This is a genomic window from Streptomyces tatrensis (genome assembly GCF_049310065.1).
Lineage (GTDB): Bacteria > Actinomycetota > Actinomycetes > Streptomycetales > Streptomycetaceae > Streptomyces.
This window is the reverse complement of record NZ_JBMDLB010000007.1, coordinates 471,969-490,322: the sequence shown is the minus strand read 5'-3', so window position 1 is coordinate 490,322 and position 18,354 is coordinate 471,969. Positions and strand designations below refer to the sequence as shown.

The following is an 18,354-nucleotide window of genomic DNA, read 5'->3' as shown; positions in this document are numbered from 1 at the left end:
AGGCACGGCCGGCGGCGTGACCCCGGGCTCGGGGATGCCCGGCGGCGGGGTCTCGGGGGGCGGTCTGCCCGGGGGTGACGGTCGTGGGGGTGCCGGCAGCAGTGGGGGCGCGGCGGGTGGGGGGCCGCGGTCCGCCGAGGAGGTGATGGACGTGATCGTGGAGATCGTCCACACCCGGACCGGGTACCCGCGCGACATGCTCGCTCCCGAGCTGGACCTGGAGGCGGACCTGTCCATCGACTCCATCAAGCGGGTCGAGATCATCGGAGCCCTGGCCGACCGGATCGGTCTGCCCCAGGACGCGGGCGGCTCCGCCGAGTCCGCGATCGAGGAGCTGTCCCGGATCAAGACCCTGCGCGGCATCGTGGACTGGGTCTCCGGCCACACCGCCCACCCCGAGCCGCCGGCTGTCGAAGCGGAGGCCGCGCCGGCATCGGCGTCAGCGGCCCCGCCCGCGCTCGGCCGGCTCCGGGTGGAGCTGCACGCGCTGCCGCCCGCGCCCGGCGACCCGGAAGTCCTGCGGGGTCTGCGGATCGGGGTCGTAGGGGAGGTCGGCGACGGTCGGGGCGTCGTGCCCGCGGTCACCGGAGCCCTGCGGGCCCACGGGGCGGACGTCACGCAACTGGCCGAGGCGGACGCCGGGTTCGACGCCGTCCTCGACCTGTCCGCCCTCCGCCCGGGAACGGCGCCCGTCCTGCCCGAGGTCTTTCCCGGGCTGCAACGGGCCCTGACCGGCGGTGTGCACCGGCTCCTGCTGGTCACCGTCCGCGGCGAGTCCGCCGGAGCGGGAATGCACGGATTCGCCCGCAGCGCCTCCCTCGAATACCCGGGCAGGCTGATCCGCGCCGTGGAAGTCCACTCCAAGGAGGCCCCGGAGCGGATCGCGGCGCAGCTCCTCGCCGAGCTGAGCCGCGAACCGGCCGAGCCGGCCGACCCGGCCGGCGCCACCACGCCCGTGGCGGCCCCCGCCTCCGTCTCCTACACCGCCGACGGCCTACGGGTCACCCCCCAACCGGTACCCGCACCGCTCGCCCCCGGCGACGGGACGCCGCCCCTCGATGCCGGCTCGGTGGTCCTGCTCACCGGCGGGGCCCGCGGGATCACCGCCCGGACCGCCCTGGCGCTGGCCCGCGCCACCGGATGCCACGTAGAGCTGATGGGGCGTACGCCTCAACCAGCAGCCGAGGCGGATGAGTTCGGGCACGCCACCGACCGGGTCGCCCTGCGCGCCGCACTGATCGCCACCGGCCTGCGCACCCCCGCGGAGATCGAGGCCGCGGCCTCGCGGATCCTTGCCGAGCGCGAGGTACGGGCCACCCTGGCGGCCCTCGCGAGCGTGGCCGCGTCCGTCGGCTACCACTGCGCGGACGTCACGGACGAGCAGGCGGTACGGGGCGTCGTGGCCACCGTACGGGCCCGTCACGGCCGACTGGACGGGATCGTGCACGGAGCCGGAACCCTGAACGACGGACTGCTCCGGGACAAGCAACCGGCCGCCTTCGCCGAGGTGTTCACCACGAAGGTGACCGGCGCGCGCCACCTCGCCGCCGCCGCGGCCGAGCACGGCGCGGCGCCGGCCCCCCGCTTCCTCGCCCTGTTCGGCAGCGTCGCGGGCGTGTACGGAAACCGTGGGCAGACCGACTACGCCGCCGCAAACGACGCACTCGACGGCCTCGCGCACATCTGGGCGGAGGACTTCCCGGGCCGGGTGCTGTCCCTCGACTGGGGCCCCTGGGCCGCCGAGGCGGGCGGCATGGTCAGCCCCGAACTGGCGCGCGCGTACTCCCGTCGTGGCATTCCGCTCATCGACCCGGAGGCAGGCGGCGCCGCCTTCCTCGCCGAACTCGCGCACGGGACCGACGTACAGGTGGTCCTGATGGCGGCGGACGGGCACGAGGGGAGTGAGCGGCGTGGCTGACCGCCGTCGACAGGGCCAGGGCCAGGGCCAGGAGTGGAGTCAGAGCCAGGGCCAGGGCCATAGCCAGGGCTCCGGTCAGCGGAGGCATCACCGCGGCCCGCGGCCCACCGATGCGGCGATCGTCGGGATGGGCGCCGTGTTCCCGGGCGCCGCGGACCTCGCCGCGTACCGCCGCAACCTCCTGGCCGGCACGGACTGCATAGGCGACGTCCCGCCCGGGCGGTGGGACCCCGAGGTGTACTACGACCCGGGCGGCGCCACCGGACCGGTCTCCGGCGACCGGTTCTACTGCCGGCGCGGAGGCTTCGTGGACGGGCTCGCCGCCTTCGACCCGACGAGGTTCGGCATCATGCCGGCCACCGTGGAAGGGGCCGAACCGGACCAGATGCTGGCCCTGCACGCCACGGCCGAGGCCATCGCCGACGCGGGCGGAGAAAGCCGCCTGCCGGCCGACCGCTCGCGGATCGGGATCGTGCTGGGGCGCGGCGGCTTCATGGGCGTGGCCACCGCCCGGCTCGACCAACGGGTGCGCACCGCCCACCAGTTGGCGCAGACCCTGCGGGAGCTCGCGCCCGAGCTCGGCGAGCGGCGGATCGCCGCGGTGCGCTCCGCCTTCCAGGAGGCGCTGGGGCCCGAACGGCCCGACGCCTCGATCGGACTCGTACCGAGCTTCACGGCCGCCCGGACGGCCAACCGGCTCGACTTCCACGGACCGGCCTACACCCTGGACGCGGCCTGCGCCTCCTCCCTGCTGGCGGTCGACCAGGCGGTGGGACTGCTGGCCGGCGGGCGCTGCGACGCGGTGATCGCCGGAGCCGTGCACCACTGCCACATCGCCACCCTGTGGAGCGTGTTCACGCAGCTGCGCGCCCTGAGCCCCAGCGAGCGGATCCGGCCCTTCGACCGGCGCGCCGACGGAACCCTGCTGTCCGAGGGCACCGGAGTGGTGCTGCTGAAGCGGCTGGCCGACGCCGAGCGGGACGGCGACCGGATCTACGCGGTGATCCGCGGCACCGGCGTGGCCGGGGACGGCAGGGCGGCCAGCCTGATGAGCCCGCTCGTCGCGGGCCAGGTCAGGGCGCTGGAACGGGCCTGGCGGGAGGCGGGTCTCGATCCACGGGCGCCGGGTGCGCTGGGGCTGCTGGAGGCGCACGGCACCGGGACCCCGGTGGGGGACACGGCCGAACTGGACACACTGGCGCAGGTGTTCGGTCCGTACGCGGGCGGCGGGCCCCGCATCGACGTAGACCTCGACGCAGACCCCGACACAGACTTCGGCGCCGGCCTCGGCACCGGAAGCGCGATCGGCTTCGGCTCGGTGAAGTCCATGCTCGGCCACACGATGCAGGCCTCCGGCATGGCCGGGTTGATCAAGGCCGCACTCGCGGTGCACGAGGGGGTGCTGCCGCCGACCCTGCACCTGGAGGAGCCGCACCCCGGCCTGGCCCGGACCAGGATGCGGCCGGTGACGGCGGCCCGGCCGTGGGAACGCGGGCCGGCGCCGCGCCGGGCCGGGGTGAACGCCTTCGGCTTCGGCGGGATCAACGCGCACGTGGTGCTGGAGGAGGCTCCCGGCGCCGTGCGCCGCACCGCACCCTCGGGCCGGGCGGCGCCCGCGCGGCCGGCAGCGCCCGTACGCCGGTTCCTGCCCCTGGGCGGCCCGGCCGCGCCGGTGGGGGCGCCCGAGCGGGAGGAGGTGCTGCTGCTGGCGGCCTCCGACGCGGCGGAGCTGTCGGCCCGGCTGGCGTCCGGCTCCCCGGTGTCCGGCGGCGACGGGCCCTGCCGGCTCGCCGTCGTGGGTCCCACGCCCCAACGGCTCGCGCTCGCCGCGAAGGTGGTGGCGCGCGGCCGGGCTTGGCGGGGGCGCGGGGAGGTGTGGTTCACGCCCGAGCCGCTGGGCGGCCGGCTGGCGTTCCTGTTCCCGGGTCTGGAGCCCGAGTTCGCCCCGGCGCTGGACGACGTGGCGGACCGGCTGGGGCTGGAGCGGCCCCGGTTGACCCGGGGCGAGGAACTGACGGAGCGGGCCCTGGACGCCATCGCGACGGGCCGCTTCCTCGCCCGGGTACTGCCCGAACTCGGCATCCAGGCCGATGTCCTGGCGGGCCACAGCCTGGGGGAGTGGGCGGCGATGGTGTCCGCCGGGATGTACCGGCAGGACGCGGCCGACACCTTCCTGGACTCGCTGCGACCCGGTTCGGTCAAGGTGCCAGACCTGGTCTACGCGGCGCTGGGATGCGGGACCCGGCGGGCGGAGGCCGCGCTGCACGGACTGGACGGGGTGGTGGTCAGCCACGACAACTGCCCGCACCAGTCGGTCGTCTGCGGGGCTCCCGCCGAAGTGGCCACCGCCCTCGAACGGTTGAAGGCCGAGGGCGTCCTCGGTCAGGAACTCCCCTTCCGGTCCGGCTTCCACACGCCCATGTGGGAGCCCTACCTCGGCCAGGTCCGCGCCGCCTTCGCCCGACTGCCGCTCCAGCCCGGGACCTTGCCCCTCTGGTCGGCGACCACCTGCGCGCCGTTCCCCCCGGAGCCCGAAGCGGTGCGCGAACTGGTGGTCCGCCATCTGCTGGAACCGGTCCGGTTCCGCGAGCTGACGCTGCGGCTGTACGAGGACGCGGGCATCCGGGGCTTTGTCACACTGGGCCCGGGCAGCCTGCCGGGCTTCGTCGAGGACACCCTGCGCGACCGCCCCCACTTCTCGGTGGCGGCCTCCTCGCCCAGGCTCACCGGCCTCGCCGCCCTGCGGCGCACCTGCGCGGCCCTGTGGACCGAGGGGCACGCCCCGCGCTGGGACCGCCTGTTCCCCGACGGGACGGGAGGAGACTCGGACCGCGCCGCCGCCGGACCTGCCGGACCACTGGCAGCACGACCGGAAGCGCGACCGGCAGCACCGGAGTCCGGGCGCGGCGTGCTCCTGGACCTCGGCTCGCCGCTGGTCCGCCTCGGCGAGGCCGCACGTGCCACCCTGACCGGCCTCCTGCCACAGGCCGCCACTCCCGCCACCTCAGCGGCCACTCCCGCCACCTCAGCGGCCACTCCCGCCACCTCAGCGGCCACTCCCGCCACCCCGACCACTCCCACCCCACCGGCCATCCCCACCCCGCAGCCCGCGGACCCCCGGCCGGTCCTGCTCTCCACCCTGGACGCGACCCCCGCCGAAGGACAGGCCGGGCCCCGGCCCGCGACCCACGCCCTGCGCCTCTCCCTCGACACGCTGCCCTACGTACGGGACCACTGCGTCTACCTGCAGCCCGACGGATGGCCGGAGGACTCCGACCGCTTCCCCGTCGTCCCCATGACGACGATGCTGGAGCTGGCGGCCGAGGCCGCGCTGCGCGACGCACCACCGGGTCTGGCCGTCATCGGCTACGAGCGCGTACGGGCCCTGCGCTGGCTCCCCGTGGAGCCGGCCCTCGACCTGGAGGTCACCGTACGGCCCGCCGGGCAGGGCCGGGTGCGCGTCACGCTCGGGGAGTACGCCGACGTGTTCGTCCTGCTCGGAGAGCGCTACGAGGCCCTGCCCGGCCCCGATCCCACCCCGCTGCGCGAGCCGCAGCCGGCCCCCGTCAGCGCCGAGGCCCTCTACCGGGACCGGTGGATGTTCCACGGCCCCCGCTTCGCCGGGGTGCACGAGGTGCGGGCCGTCGGCACGGACGGCATCCGGGGCGTACTGCGGGCACTGCCCGATCCGGGGGCGCTGCTCGACGCCGCCGGGCAGCTCTTCGGGCACTGGATGCAGTTGCGGCTTCCCGTGGACCGGCTGGTGTTCCCGGCCACCGTGGACGCCATCCGCTTCTCGGGGCCGCCGCCCGCCCCGTACGAGCTCGTCGGGGCCACGGCCCGGATCCGCGAGGTGCGCGACGTCACCGTGCGCGGCGACCTCGAGCTGCTCCGGGCCGACGGCCGGGTTTGGGCCCGGATCGACGGCTGGACGTACCGCCGGTTCGGCGCCGACGAGCGGGTCTGGCCGATGAAGTTCACCCCGGAGGTCTGCGGCATCGGCGAACCCCGCCCCGAGGGCTGGTGCCTGGCCCGCCGCCGCTGGACCGACCCCGCCTCACAGGAACTGGTCATGCGCCGCTACCTCGGCGCCGCCGAGCGCGCTGCCTACGAGCGGCTGGGGCCGCGCGCCCGGGCGCCCTGGCTGCTGGGCCGGATCGCCGCCAAGGACGCGCTGCGCCACCTGCTCTGGGACGGCGGGGCCGGGCCGGTCTTCCCGGCCGAGGTGCCGATCGGCAACGACCCGGCCGGGCGGCCCCTCGCCGGGGGAGCCCTGGCCGGGGGAGTCCACCTGACGATCGCCCACAAGGACCGGATCGCCGTCGCGCTCGCCCACCCCGGCCTGCCGGTCGGCATCGACGTGGAACAGGTGACCACCGACCCGGACGCGCTCATCCGCATCGCCCTGGCGCCGGGCGAACTCGCCCTCGCCGAGCGGATGGCGGCCCAGGAGGGCACCGGACTCCCGGCCGCGCTCACCGCCCTGTGGTGCGCCAAGGAGGCGGCCGCCAAGGCCGCCGGCACCGGACTCGGAGGCCGCCCGCGCGACTGGCGGACCACCGGCGACCCGGGCTCCGGCGAGCTGCGGGTGCACGGCCCGGACGGGCACCCGTACCCCGTCCGCACCACCCTGCTCGCGCTCGCGGACGCGCCGCTCGCTCACCCCGACCACGCGGTCGCCTGGACCGACCGGCCCGCGACTCCGTCCCCCGCCCCCTTCCACCTCACGGAGACCAGTCATGGCAGCTGACATCCTCGCCGAGATCACCGGCATGCTCGTGGAGATCGTCGGTGACGAACACCTCCTCGCGGACGAGGTCACGATGAAGACGACGTTCAACGAGGACCTCGCCCTGGAGAGCATCGAGTTCGTCGCGCTCGCCGAACTCCTCCACCACCGCTACGGCTCCCAAGTCGACCTGATGGGCTTCCTGTCCGAGAAGGACATGGACGGCATCCTCGCCATGTCCGTGGGCGAACTCGTCACGCACATCGGCCGGATCACCCACGCGTCCCTCGCCCGAGCCTCGGCGGGATCCGCCGCCGCACCCGGATCGGACGGCTGATCCCGCCATGGCCTTCGTTCCCGCGGGCACCGTCCGCTTCCACGTCCAGCAACTCCCGGCCACCGCCCCGAACGCGGCCGGCCCCGGCCCCGACGCCGCCGACCGCCCCGTCGTCGTCTTCCTGCACGGGCTGGTCGTCGACAACCTCTCCTCCTTCTACTGCCCCCTGGCCGTCCCGGTGGCCCGGGCCGGGCACGAGGTGGTCCTCTACGATCTGCGCGGCCACGGCCGTACCGAGCGCCCGGCCACCGGCTACGACAGCCGCACCGCCGTACGGGACCTCTTCGCCCTGCTCGGCGCGCTCGGCCTCGGGCACCGCCCGGTGCACCTCGTGGGCAACAGCTACGGCGGCACCCTGGCACTGCACGCCGCCCTCGCCCGGCCCGACCTGGTCACCGGGCTCACCCTGCTCGAACCCCCGCTCAGCGGTGCCTGGGTGGACAACATGGTGGACACCCTGTCGGCGGCGGCCCTCAGCCTGGAGGACAGCGCGGTACCCGCCGAGCTGCTCACCCTGAGGCTGCGCAAGGCGGCCAACCTCACGGCCATCGCCGACGACCTGCTCAACCGCACCACCCTCATCGACGACATCGCCGCGAGCCGCACCTTCACCCCGGGCGACTACGCCGGACTGCGCTGCCCCGTCCTGATCGTCTGCGGCGAGCACTCCGAACTGGTACCGGGAGCAATGGAGTTGGCCGGCCACGCTCCGCACGTCACCGCGGTCGAGATCCTGCCGGGCCTCGGACACGACGTGCTGAAGGAGAACAGCGGAGCGCTTCGAGCGGCCGTACTCGCCCACATCGAGGCCACGGCCGCGGCCACGGCCACGGCGGGGGTACTCACCGCGCCGTCGACGGCGACGCCGGCCCCGCCACCGACGGCGACGCCGGCACCGGCACCGGCACCGGCACCGGCACCGGCACCGACGGTGCGGCCGCGGGCAGGAGCGCTGGTCCGATGAGGGTGCTCTTCGCGGTGCCGCCGCTCGCGGGGCACGTCAACCCGACCGTGGCGGTCGGCATCGAACTGGCCTCCCGCGGTCACGAGGTCGCCTGGACCGGCCCGCCCGGGGCGCTGGCCCGGCTGCTGCCCGAGCACGCCCGGATCCTCTCCGCAGGCGCGGAGGCGGGCGGCGACTATGCGATGCTGCACGCCCGCTGGCGCGATCTGCGCGGGGTCGGGGCGCTGCGGTTCCTCTGGGAGGAGGCGCTGGTCCCCCTGGCCCGGGCGATGCTCCCCGGCGTGGTCCGGGCGGTCGGCGCCTTCCAGCCGGACGTGCTCGTAGCCGATCAGCAGGCCCTGGCCGGCCCGGTGGCCGCGCGGCGGCTCGGGGTGCCCTGGGTGACCTCCGCCAGCACCTCGGCCGAACTCACCCTCCCCTTCGCGGACTTCCCGAAGGTCGGCGAGTGGGTGGCCGCGCAGATCTCCGGACTGCTGGCGGAGTGCGGAGCCGGTCCGGAGCCGGCCGGAGCGCCGTGGGATCCGCGGTTCTCGGAGCGGCTGGTCCTGGTGTTCTCCAGCCGTGAACTGGTCGGAGGGGACACGAGGTTCCCGCCGCACTACGCCTTCGTGGGCCCGGCCTTCGGGGCCCGGCCGTCCGCGCCCGGATTCCCCTGGGAGCGACTGGATCCGGAGCGGAAACGGGTCCTCGTCTCCCTGGGAACCCTCAACCAGGAGGCCGGGGGCCGGTTCTACGGCGCGGTGCTCGGCGCCGCCGAACGGCTCGACAAGGAAGTCCAGTTGGTTCTGGCGGCCCCCGCCCGGCTGGTCGGCGCGGTCCCCGGGAACGTACTGCTGCGCGACAGCGTCCCGCAGCTGGAGCTGCTCCGCCACCTGGACGCGGTCGTCTGCCACGGCGGCCACAACACCGTCTGCGAGACCCTCGCGCACGGGCTGCCGCTGGTCGTCGCCCCGATCCGCGACGACCAGCCGATCGTCGCCCGGCAGGTCGTCGAGGCCGGGGCCGGGGTGCGGGTGCGATTCGCCAGGACCAGGGCCGAGGAACTGCGCGACGCGCTGACGGCCGTGCTGGACGAACCCGGCCACCGCCGGGGCGCCCGGCGGATCCAGGCCTCATTCGCCGCGGCCGGCGGGGCCGCCGCCGCGGCCGACCGGTTGGAGGAACTCGTATGACGCGCTCCCCGCTCCCTTCCCCCGCCCGGACCGCCCTCTCCGTGGCCCTCGTCCTGCCGGGCTTCCGGTGGACCTCCGCCCTCCTGCTCGCCGCCCTCGGCGCGGGCACGGTGCGCGCGGCCCGCCGGCTGCGGGCGGTCCCGGTTCTGCCCATGGCCGCGTACGCGGACGCCGGGGTACCGCGCGCCGCCGGGTGGCGGCTGCTCACCGCCGGCGGGGTCGAGGCCGACGCGGCCACCTTCCTGGCCGCCTGCGCGCACGCCGACCGGGAGGGGCTGCGGGTACTGGACCTGCTGCCCGGGGACCTGCCCGCCGAGCGGGTGCTCAGCCTGCTGCGCCTGGTCGACCCGGCCGGCTATCGGCAGGACCGGCTCGGCGAGGGGCGCGGGGCCGGGTTCGCCGTGCTCGTCGCCGAGGAAGTGCTCGCCCGCGCCGGGGTGGACCCGGCGGGCCCGGACGCGACTCCCGCGGAGCTCATGGCGGTGATCCGGCGCGTGAAGGAGTTCGCCGCCGACGCCACGGGACTGGCCATCGCACCCGCCCTGAGCTGCGGACCGCGATCCGGCGCCCGAGGACCGGCGCGGGCGGCCGAACTGCGCGCCCAGGGGCTGCCGCCGGGGGCGCTGGCCGCCGCGCAGCTCGCCGGGCTGGCCCTGCTGGCCGGGGTCGCCGTGCGCCAGGGCCGGTGGGGGGCCGCCGCGGCGGGGCTGTACTGGATCCAGCCCTACCTCGCCCTCGGCCGCCCCGGCGCACCCCTGCGCCCCGGAGACCTGGCCCGGGCCACGGCCGCCCGGCCCGTACGCTCCCTCGGCGCGGCCCTGCGCACGGCCGCCGCGTCGACCCGTACGCCCCGACCCGGGGCCGCCGTGTCGGCGAACGGCCCGGCCGCCGCGCGGGACGCGGAGCAGGACGCCGCCGGAGGCGAGACAGCCCAGGCCAAGCCGGCCCGGCTCAAGCCAGCCCGGCTCAAGCCGGCCCGGCTCAAGCCAGCCCAGGCCGAGTCAGCCCGGGCGGAGGCCGCCCGCGCCGAGGTGGTCCAGGCGTACCGGGCCGATCTGGCCGCCGGGACCGACCGGTTCTTCGAACCGCGCCGACCGGACTGCCCCTGGTGCGGCTCCGGGCAGCTGTCCGTCCGGGTCCGGGTGCCGGACCTGCTCCAGGGCAAGCCCGGCCGGTTCACCCTGGACCAGTGCGCAGCCTGCGGGCACGTCTTCCAGAACCCCCGACTCTCCCCGGAGGGGCTGGAGTTCTACTACCGCGACTTTTACGACGGCCGCGGCGGCGAGGGCGCGGCCACCGTCTTCGGCCGGCTCGGCGCCGCCTACCACGGCCGGGCCGAAATGCTCCGCCCGCACACCGATCCCGTGTCCTGGCTCGATGTCGGCACCGGACACGGCCACTTCTGCAACGCGGCCCGCGCCGTCTGGCCCGACACCCGCTTCGACGGGCTGGACATGGGCGACGGTGTCCGCGAGGCCGAGCGGCGCGGCTGGGTGGAGACGGGATACCAGGGCCAGTTCCCGGAGTTCGCGGTCAAGCTGGCGGGCCAGTACGAGGTGGTCAGCATGTACCACTACCTGGAGCACACCCGGGACCCGCTCACGGAACTGGACACGGCCGCGGCCGTCCTCGCCCCCGGCGGCTACCTCACCATCGAACTCCCCGACCCCGAATCGCGGATGGCCCGGCTGCTCGGCCCGGCCTGGCTGCCCTGGTTCCAGCCGCAGCACCAGCACCTGATCCCCTCCTCGAACCTGCGCGAGGCACTGGCCGACCGGGGCTTCACCGTCCTCGCCGAGGAACACGGACCGGCCCACCAGGGCAACGACTTCTTCGGCGCGGTGGCCCTGACCGCGACCCGGCTGGCCCCCGACCCGGACCGCCCCTGGGGACCCCCGGCCACCACGGGCCGACGCGTCCTGACCGGCGCCGTACGCCTGGCCTCGCTGCCCTGCTTCGCCGCCGCGGCGGTGCTCGACGGGCTGCGCACCGCCGCCGCCCGCCGCACGGACGGCGGCAACGCCTACCGGATGCTGGCCCGCAAGGACGAGCAGTGACGGGCCCCGGCGCGCAGACCGGCCCGGTCCCCGCCGCCACCGTCCCGGCCGGCACCAACCTCATCGCCCCCGCCACCGCCGCCACCGCCCCGAGCCCCGAGGCGCTCACCGGAGGCGACCTCGCCCGCCGGGCCACCGCCGACCCGCTCTTCCGCCTGGTCGCCTACGCCCTGGAGTCCGCGCACGGCCGCCCCCCGGCCGCCGTCTGGAGCGCCCCCTACACCTTCCACCTGGGCTCCCCGGGCCTCGTCGCGGCGGCCGGCTGGCCGGTGGCCGCCGCAGCGGCCCCGCGCTCCGACGGCCTCGTACGGCTCAGCTCCCTGGCCCACCCGGCGGACAGCTGCGACCTCCCGCTGACCCTGTCCGGGCCGCCGCCCGCCATCCCGGCCTGGGCCGCCCGCCCGTACGCACTGCTGCGTGCCCTGGCCCGGGCCGGGTACGGCAGGGGCGGCACCGACCTGCACGTACAGGGCTCCCTCACCGCGGCCGCCGGGCTGGCCACGGAGGAGGCCGCCGACTGCGCGGTCGTCCTCGCGGTGGCCGACGTCCACACACCGGCCGGCGAGGACCCGGACCGGGTGCGGCTGGCCCGGCTGATGGCGCAGGCGCTGCCGGACGGCGACGACGCCCTGCGCCGGGGCGGCCTCTTCGCCCGGCCGGGCAGGGCCCTCCTGCTCGGCCAGGGCCCGCCCCGGCCGGAACCCCGGCGCCAACGACAGCGGTACGTGGTCTTCGACCCGGCCGCCTCGGGGGCCCGCCTGGTGCTGCTGGCCCTGCGGCCTGACCCCGACGGCACGCAGGACCGTACGGCCGACCTGGCCCGGGCCGTCGGGTGCGCCCGCCGGGCCGGGGCCCTGAGCGCCTGGCCGCCCGGGCAGCGGCCGGGGCGGAGCGTCCTGGTCCTGCTGCCCGAGGCCCGGCTGGCGGCGGTCCGGGCCGCGGTCGCCGAGGACTTCCGCGACCGGGGGCTGCCCGTGCCCCGGTTCCTGAACATCAGCGTGGCCGGCGCGGCCCGCCGCGAGGCGTGACGCCGGCCCCTCACCCCGAGCACCACACCACTCATCACGAGGAGGAACCACCCATGCCGCTACGCCCCCCGACCACACCGAGCGCGAGCGCGACCGCTCGCGACGCGAAGGCTCGCCCGAGACACCGGTTCCACACGTCCGCCCTGATCGCCGGCATCGGCGCCCTCGGCCTGCTGGGCGCCTTCACCATCGCCAACTCCCAGGCCGCCGAAAGCGGTTCCGCGGCACCTTCGGCCGCGGCCGCGCTGCCCGCGTACGACCACGTGGTCGTCGTCGTGTACGAGAACAAGCAGTACGGCGAGATCATGGGCAGCGCCAACGCCCCGTACATCAACCAGCTCGCGAGCGGCGGCGCCAGCCTCACCGCCATGAAGGCGCTGACCCACCCCAGCCAGCCGAACTACTTCAACCTCTTCTCCGGCGCCACCCAGGGCATCACCGGGGACGGCTGCTACACCCCGCAGTCGATGACCGCGCCCAACCTCGGCCAGGAGCTGATCGCGGCCGGCAAGACCTTCGCGACGTACAACGAGGACCTGCCGAGCGAGGGCTCCACGGCCTGCACCAACGGCCAGTACGCCCAGAAGCACAACCCGTGGTTCGCCTTCAAGAACGTGCCGCTGAACACCGGCAAGACCTGGGCGCAGTTCCCCCAGAACAACTTCGCGGCGCTGCCGAACCTCTCGTTCATCGTCCCCAACCAGTGCAACGACATGCACTCCTGCTCGGTCGGCACGGGCGACACCTGGACGAAGAACAACATCGACGCCTACGCGCAGTGGGCGAAGGCCAACAACAGCCTGCTGGTGCTGACCTGGGACGAGGACAACTTCCTGGGCTCCAACCAGATCGCCACCGTCTTCTACGGGGCGAACGTCAAGACGGGCACGTACTCCACCCCCTTCAACCACCACCACCTGCTGCGCACCTTCGAGGACCTGTTCGGCACGGCGACGCACGCCGGGAACGCCGCCAACGTCCAGCCGATCAGCGAGGTGTTCGGCTCGACCACCCCGACCCCGACCCCGACGCCCACCTCGACCCCGACCCCGACACCCACACCGACTCCCACGCCCACCCCGACCCCGACTCCGACCTCGGCCGAGCTGAAGCTGGTCAACCCCGGCCCGCAAGCCTGCAAGTTCAACCAGAACTGCACCATCCAGCTCACCACCACGGGCGGAAAGCCCCCCGTCCGCTACACCGCCACCGCACTCCCCTGGGGCCTGACCCTCGACACCACCACCGGCCGCATCACCGGCAAACCCTGGGCCACCGGAACCATCCAGATCACCATCACCGCCACCGACACCACCCCGACAACCGCCACCACCACCTTCCCCCTCACCCTCACCTGGTTCTGAAGGAGGCACCCGTGTACCTGTCGACCAGCCGTGCGGCGGACATCGCCGCAGACCCTCCGGCTCCGAAGGGCCCCCTGCGGGCCGTCCCCGGCACGGTGCTCGCCCTCGGCATGGTCAGCCTGGTCACGGATGTCTCCGCGGAGATGGTCACCGCCGTCCTGCCGCTGTACCTGGTGGCCGGACTCGGGATGTCACCGCTCGCCTTCGGCGCCCTGGACGGGCTCAACCAGGGCGCCACCGCGCTGCTGCGCCTCGTGGGCGGACGGGTCTCGGACCGCACCCAGCGCCGCAAGCTCGTCGCCGGCACCGGCTACGCGATCTCCGCCGTCTGCAAGGCGGCGCTGCTCGCGGTCACCACCCCCTGGTCGGTGGCGGCGGTCCTCGCCGCCGACCGGACCGGCAAGGGGCTGCGCACCGCCCCGCGCGATGCGCTGATCTCACTGTCCTGCCCGCCGGGGGAGCAGGGCCGCGCCTTCGGCGTGCACCGCGCGCTGGACACGGCCGGGGCCCTGCTGGGACCGCTGGCCGCGTTCGGCGTGCTGTGGGTGGCGGTGGACGGGTACGGGGCCGTCTTCACCGTGAGCTGCTGCCTCGCGCTGCTGGGCGTCCTGATCCTGGTCCTGTTCGTACGGGAGAGCCCCGCGCCCGTACCGGCGGCCGGCACGCCCGCGGCCCGCACCCTCCTGCGGATTCCGGGCCTGCGGCGGCTCTGCCTGACCGCCGCCGCACTCGGCCTGTTCACCGTCGGGGACGGCTTCCTCTACCTGCTGCTCCAGCGGCGCCTGGACCTGCCGGCCGCCTGGTTCCCGCTGCTTGCGGTCGCCACCGCGGCCGTGTTCCTGCTGGCCGCCGTGCCCGTGGGCCGGCTCGCCGACCGGCTGGGCCGCCACCGGGTCTTCCTCGGCGGCCACCTGCTGCTGCTCGGCGCCTGCCTCCTGCTCCTGGCCCCGGTACCGTCCGGGCCCGCGCTCGTGTGCGGGGTCCTCGGCCTGCTCGGCCTGTTCTACGCGGCCACCGACGGGGTACTGATGGCCGCCGCCGGGCCGCTGCTGCCCCCCGGGCTGCGCACCACCGGGCTGGCGGTGCTCCAGACGGCGCAGGCCCTGGCACGCTTCGCCGGCTCCCTGCTCTTCGGGGCCGCCTGGACCCTGTGGGGACCGGGCCCGGCGCTGGCCGTGGCGGCCGGCGGACTGCTGCTGGCCCTGACCGCCACGACCCTGGCCGGCTCCGCCTTCGCGGGTAGCGGCCCCGCCCCGGGGGAGGAATCCCCCGGGGCGTGAGCGCGCCGGCTCAGGCCGGTGCTCCGCTCGGCTGCGGCTGCTCCTTCGCGGCCCGCTGCCGCAGGGAGTCCTCGTCGGTGTCCGCGTCGTACGAGATCAGCTTCGGCAGCAGGGCGGCCAGCACCGCCACCGAGGCCACGCAGGCGAGCCCGCCGCTCCAGAAGGCCGAGCGGGTGCCGGTCCAGCCGGCCATCGCGCCCGCACGGACCTGGCCGAGCTGCGGCCCGACGGTGTACGAGAGCACCTCGATGCCCGCCAGCCGGCCGCGCAGTTCCTCGGGGATCGTCTGGTTCCAGATGGTGGCGCGCCCCAGCCCGCTGAGCATGTCGCCCGCGCCGGCCACCGCGAGGCACAGCAGCACGAACCAGATGTTCCCGGACCAGCCCGCGGCCGCGATGGCCAGTCCCCACACCGCCGCCCCGCACACCACCAGCAGCCCGTGCCGGCGTACCCGGGAGGCCCAGCCGCTGGTCAGCCCCAGCGTCAGCGAGCCCACCGCGCCCGCCGCGTACATCAGCCCCAGCGCCCACACGGCGTCGAGCTCGTCGGCGAGGAAGGGGAAGATGGCGTTCGGGAAGGCGAAGAGCATCGCCGCCATGTCCACGGCGTACGTGCCGAGGAGTACGGGCCGGCTCCACGCGTACCGGGCCCCCTCGGCGATCCCCCGCAGCGAGGGCCGCTCGGCGTCCCGCGCGGGCGGAGCAGGACGCAGGCGCAGGCACAGCAGCACCGAGACGAAGAATCCCGTCACGGTGACCGCGTACGCGCAGACGTACCCGGCGTACGCGACGACCAGACCGGCCGTCGCGGGACCCGCGATGGCGCCGAACTGGTAGCGGAGCCCGTTCAGCGCGGCGGCGGCGGTGAGCTGGTCGTGCGGCACGATCCGCGCCATCAGCGAGTCCATGGCCGGCCGCTGCAGGCCGGTCAGTGCCGATACGCACGCCGCGACCACGTACAGCGGCCACAGCATGGGACCCGGCAGGGCGGCGTTCACCAGGAGGACCAGGGCGAGCACCCCGAGCCCGGCCTCGGTCAGCAGGATCATCCGCCGCCGGTCCACCGCGTCGGCGAGGGCGCCCCCGTAGAGACCGAAGACCACCAGCGGGACCAGTTCCACCGCGCCCATCGCACCGACCGCGAGCGGCGAGTCCGTCATGTGCTTGATCTGCAGCGGCAGCGCGATCATGGCCATGAACGAGCCGAAGTAGGTGACCGTGCCCTGGTAGAACAGCAGCCGGAAGTCGGGGCTGGACCGCAGCGGGCTGAGGTCGGGCAGTACGGAGGCGAAACGGGATCTGCTCACGACGGGCCATCGTCCGCGCCCGCGTCACCCCCGGCAACCGGTTTTCGGACGTGGACGGGGCCGGTCCGGGCGATTCGCGGCGGCCGCCCGATCCTGCACAATCGGCGGATGAGCGATGAAGACCCCTACCTCTGGCTGGAAGACGTCACCGGCGAGGCCGCCCTGTCCTGGGTGCGCGAACGCAACGAAGAAACGGTGTCCGCGCTGGCCTCGGACCCCGGGTTCAAGGTGCTGGAATCGGAGGTCCGCGAGGTCCTCGACGACGATGGCAGGATCCCGTACACGACCCGGCGGGGACGCCACCTCTACAACTTCCGGCAGGACGCCGACCACGTACGCGGTCTGTGGCGGCGCACCACCCTGGAGGAGTACCGCAAGGAGCGGCCCGACTGGGAGCCGGTCCTGGACCTGGACGCGCTCGCCGAGGCCGAGGGGGAGAAGTGGGCCTGGGCGGGCAGCGCCGTCCTGGCCCCCGATCACCGCCACGCATTGGTCATGCTGTCGCGCGACGGCGCGGACGCCTGTGTGGTGCGCGAGTTCGACCTCGTGGAGCGGGAGTTCGTCGCGGGCGGCTTCGAAGTCGCCGAGGCCAAGACCCGCATCGGCTGGATCGACCGCGACCTGGTCTGGATCGGCACGGACTTCGGCCCCGGCTCGATGTCCGCCTCCGGCTACCCCCTCCAGGTCCGCCGGTGGCGGCGCGACACCCCCCTCGCGGAGGCGGAACTGGTCTACGAGGGCAGGCCGACGGACCTGTCCGCCTCCGGCTGGCACGACGACACACCCGGCTTCGAACGGGACTTCGTCCACCGGCAGATCGACTTCTGGAACGGGGAGATGCTCCTCCTTCCCGAGGCCGGAACCCCGGAGGAGGCCGGCCCCGAGAAGATCGAGGTCCCGGACGACGCCGGTGCCTCCGTCCACCGCGAATGGCTGCTCGTCGCGCCGAAGTCGCCGTGGCTCGGCCACGTCGCGGGCAGTCTGCTCGCCTTCGACTTCGAGGCCTTCCGGGCGGGGGAGCGGGAGGCGGCCGTGCTCTTCACCCCGGACGAGCACACCGCCCTCGCGGGCTGGAGCTGGACCCGCCACCACCTGATCCTCACCACCAGCGCCGACGTCTCCTCCCGACTGGAGATCCTGACCCCCGGGCCCGGCCCCGACGGCTGGAGCCGCACGCCCCTGTCCGGCGTACCGCCCCTGTCCACGGCCTCCGTGGTCGGCACCGACCCGGACGTCAGCGACGAGTTCTTCCTGAACGTCTCCGGCCACCTCCAGCCGTCCACCCTCTACCGGGGCACGGCCCCGGTCGGCGCCGACGAGACCGTCAAGCAGGGCCCGGCCCTCTTCGACACCGCCGGCCTCACGGTCCGCCAGCACTTCGCGCGCTCCGCCGACGGCATGAGGGTCCCGTACTTCGTCGTCGGACCCGAGGACCGCACCGGCCCCGGGCCGACCCTGCTCTACGGCTACGGCGGTTTCGAGGTCTCCATGGTCCCGGGCTACAGCGCCGTCACCGGCCGGGCCTGGCTCGCGCGCGGTGGCACCTACGTGGTGGCGGGCATCCGGGGCGGGCACGAGTACGGGCCCCGGTGGCACAAGGCCGCGCTCGGCGCCAACCGGGTCCGGGCCTACGAGGACTTCGCCGCCGTGGCCCGGGACCTCATCGCCCGGGACGTCACCACCCCCGCCCAGCTCGGCATCGAAGGAGGCAGCAACGGCGGTCTGCTCATGGGCGCCATGCTCACCCGCGACCCCGAACTGTTCGGCGCGGTCGTCGCCCACGTGCCGCTGCTGGACATGCTCCGCTTCCACAAACTGCTCGCCGGAGCGAGCTGGATCGCCGAGTACGGGGACCCCGACAGCCCGGCCGACCGGCCCCACCTGGAGCGGATCTCCCCGTACCACCAGGTCCGGACGGAGGGGCCCCCGTACCCGCCGCTGCTCCTGCTGACCTCGACCCGCGACGACCGGGTCCACCCCGGGCACGCCCGCAAGATGGCCGCCCGGCTGCGGGAATCGGGGCACCCGGTCCTCTTCCACGAGCACCTCGGCGGCGGCCACGCGGGCGCCACCGACCACGGTCAGACCGCCTTCAACGAGGCGCTGGTCCACACCTTCCTGTGGGAGCGGCTGACCCCGCAGCGGTGACGTCCCAGCGGTGAGGTAGCGGTGACCCCGCCGAGGTGATCGCGCGGGGCT

11 protein-coding genes are annotated in these 18,354 nt (G+C 75.1%); 10 read left to right on the top strand and 1 reads right to left on the bottom strand.

All coding sequences use genetic code 11. The annotated features are described in order from the left end of the window. Positions 1-145 precede the first annotated feature (145 nt). From ACODT5_RS05935 to ACODT5_RS05895, 9 genes are read left to right on the top strand one after another with little or no spacing between them, the layout of a single operon-like run. The gene (locus ACODT5_RS05935; protein WP_422518129.1) at positions 146-1,918 is read left to right on the top strand and encodes an SDR family NAD(P)-dependent oxidoreductase; all 1,773 of its coding nucleotides are present in this window, start codon (positions 146-148) and stop codon (positions 1,916-1,918) included. Then, positions 1,911-6,668: a beta-ketoacyl synthase N-terminal-like domain-containing protein gene (locus tag ACODT5_RS05930; protein WP_422518128.1), complete on the top strand. Its 4,758-nt coding sequence runs from the start codon at positions 1,911-1,913 to the stop codon at positions 6,666-6,668. Before ACODT5_RS05935 ends, ACODT5_RS05930 begins: the two co-directional genes overlap by 8 nt. After that, positions 6,658-6,984 carry an acyl carrier protein gene (locus tag ACODT5_RS05925; protein WP_385376288.1) on the top strand — a complete coding sequence of 109 codons (327 nt, stop codon included), beginning with the start codon at positions 6,658-6,660 and terminating at the stop codon, positions 6,982-6,984. Before ACODT5_RS05930 ends, ACODT5_RS05925 begins: the two co-directional genes overlap by 11 nt. Positions 6,985-6,991: 7 nt before the next feature. Then, a complete protein-coding gene (locus ACODT5_RS05920) occupies positions 6,992-7,948 on the top strand; it encodes an alpha/beta fold hydrolase (RefSeq protein ID WP_422518127.1) in 957 nt (318 codons plus the stop codon). Next, positions 7,945-9,120, top strand: a complete 1,176-nt coding sequence (locus ACODT5_RS05915) for a glycosyltransferase (RefSeq protein WP_422518126.1) — start codon at positions 7,945-7,947, stop codon at positions 9,118-9,120. The genes ACODT5_RS05920 and ACODT5_RS05915 overlap by 4 nt, the downstream gene beginning before the upstream one ends. Further along, a complete protein-coding gene (locus tag ACODT5_RS05910) occupies positions 9,117-11,177 on the top strand; it encodes a class I SAM-dependent methyltransferase (protein WP_422518125.1) in 2,061 nt (686 codons plus the stop codon). Before ACODT5_RS05915 ends, ACODT5_RS05910 begins: the two co-directional genes overlap by 4 nt. Next, the gene (locus ACODT5_RS05905) at positions 11,174-12,205 is read left to right on the top strand and encodes a galactokinase (RefSeq protein ID WP_422518124.1); all 1,032 of its coding nucleotides are present in this window, start codon (positions 11,174-11,176) and stop codon (positions 12,203-12,205) included. The genes ACODT5_RS05910 and ACODT5_RS05905 overlap by 4 nt, the downstream gene beginning before the upstream one ends. Before the next feature lie 53 nt (positions 12,206-12,258). Continuing rightward, positions 12,259-13,569: an alkaline phosphatase family protein gene (locus tag ACODT5_RS05900; protein WP_422518123.1), complete on the top strand. Its 1,311-nt coding sequence runs from the start codon at positions 12,259-12,261 to the stop codon at positions 13,567-13,569. Between the two features lie 11 nt (positions 13,570-13,580). Continuing rightward, entirely contained in the window at positions 13,581-14,849 is a 1,269-nt protein-coding gene (locus tag ACODT5_RS05895; protein ID WP_422518122.1) for an MFS transporter, read from the top strand. Positions 14,850-14,859: 10 nt separating this feature from the next. Here the strand turns inward: ACODT5_RS05895 and ACODT5_RS05890 are convergent, their stop codons facing one another. Continuing rightward, the gene (locus tag ACODT5_RS05890; RefSeq protein ID WP_422518121.1) at positions 14,860-16,155 is read right to left on the bottom strand and encodes an MFS transporter; all 1,296 of its coding nucleotides are present in this window, start codon (positions 16,153-16,155) and stop codon (positions 14,860-14,862) included. Between the two features lie 108 nt (positions 16,156-16,263). Here ACODT5_RS05890 and ACODT5_RS05885 point away from each other — a divergent pair, with 108 nt between their 5' ends. Next, positions 16,264-18,303 carry a prolyl oligopeptidase family serine peptidase gene (locus ACODT5_RS05885; RefSeq protein ID WP_422518120.1) on the top strand — a complete coding sequence of 680 codons (2,040 nt, stop codon included), beginning with the start codon at positions 16,264-16,266 and terminating at the stop codon, positions 18,301-18,303. Positions 18,304-18,354 lie beyond the last annotated feature (51 nt).

What these genes read in the sequence shown, in the direction of transcription:
- ACODT5_RS05935 (WP_422518129.1), top strand. Translation starts at nt 146, where the DNA reads ATGGACGTGATCGTGGAGATCGTCCACACCCGGACCGGGTACCCGCGC.
- ACODT5_RS05925 (WP_385376288.1), top strand. Translation starts at nt 6,658, where the DNA reads ATGGCAGCTGACATCCTCGCCGAGATCACCGGCATGCTCGTGGAGATC.
- ACODT5_RS05920 (WP_422518127.1), top strand. Translation starts at nt 6,992, where the DNA reads ATGGCCTTCGTTCCCGCGGGCACCGTCCGCTTCCACGTCCAGCAACTC.
- ACODT5_RS05915 (WP_422518126.1), top strand. Translation starts at nt 7,945, where the DNA reads ATGAGGGTGCTCTTCGCGGTGCCGCCGCTCGCGGGGCACGTCAACCCG.
- ACODT5_RS05910 (WP_422518125.1), top strand. Translation starts at nt 9,117, where the DNA reads ATGACGCGCTCCCCGCTCCCTTCCCCCGCCCGGACCGCCCTCTCCGTG.
- ACODT5_RS05900 (WP_422518123.1), top strand. Translation starts at nt 12,259, where the DNA reads ATGCCGCTACGCCCCCCGACCACACCGAGCGCGAGCGCGACCGCTCGC.
- ACODT5_RS05885 (WP_422518120.1), top strand. Translation starts at nt 16,264, where the DNA reads ATGAGCGATGAAGACCCCTACCTCTGGCTGGAAGACGTCACCGGCGAG.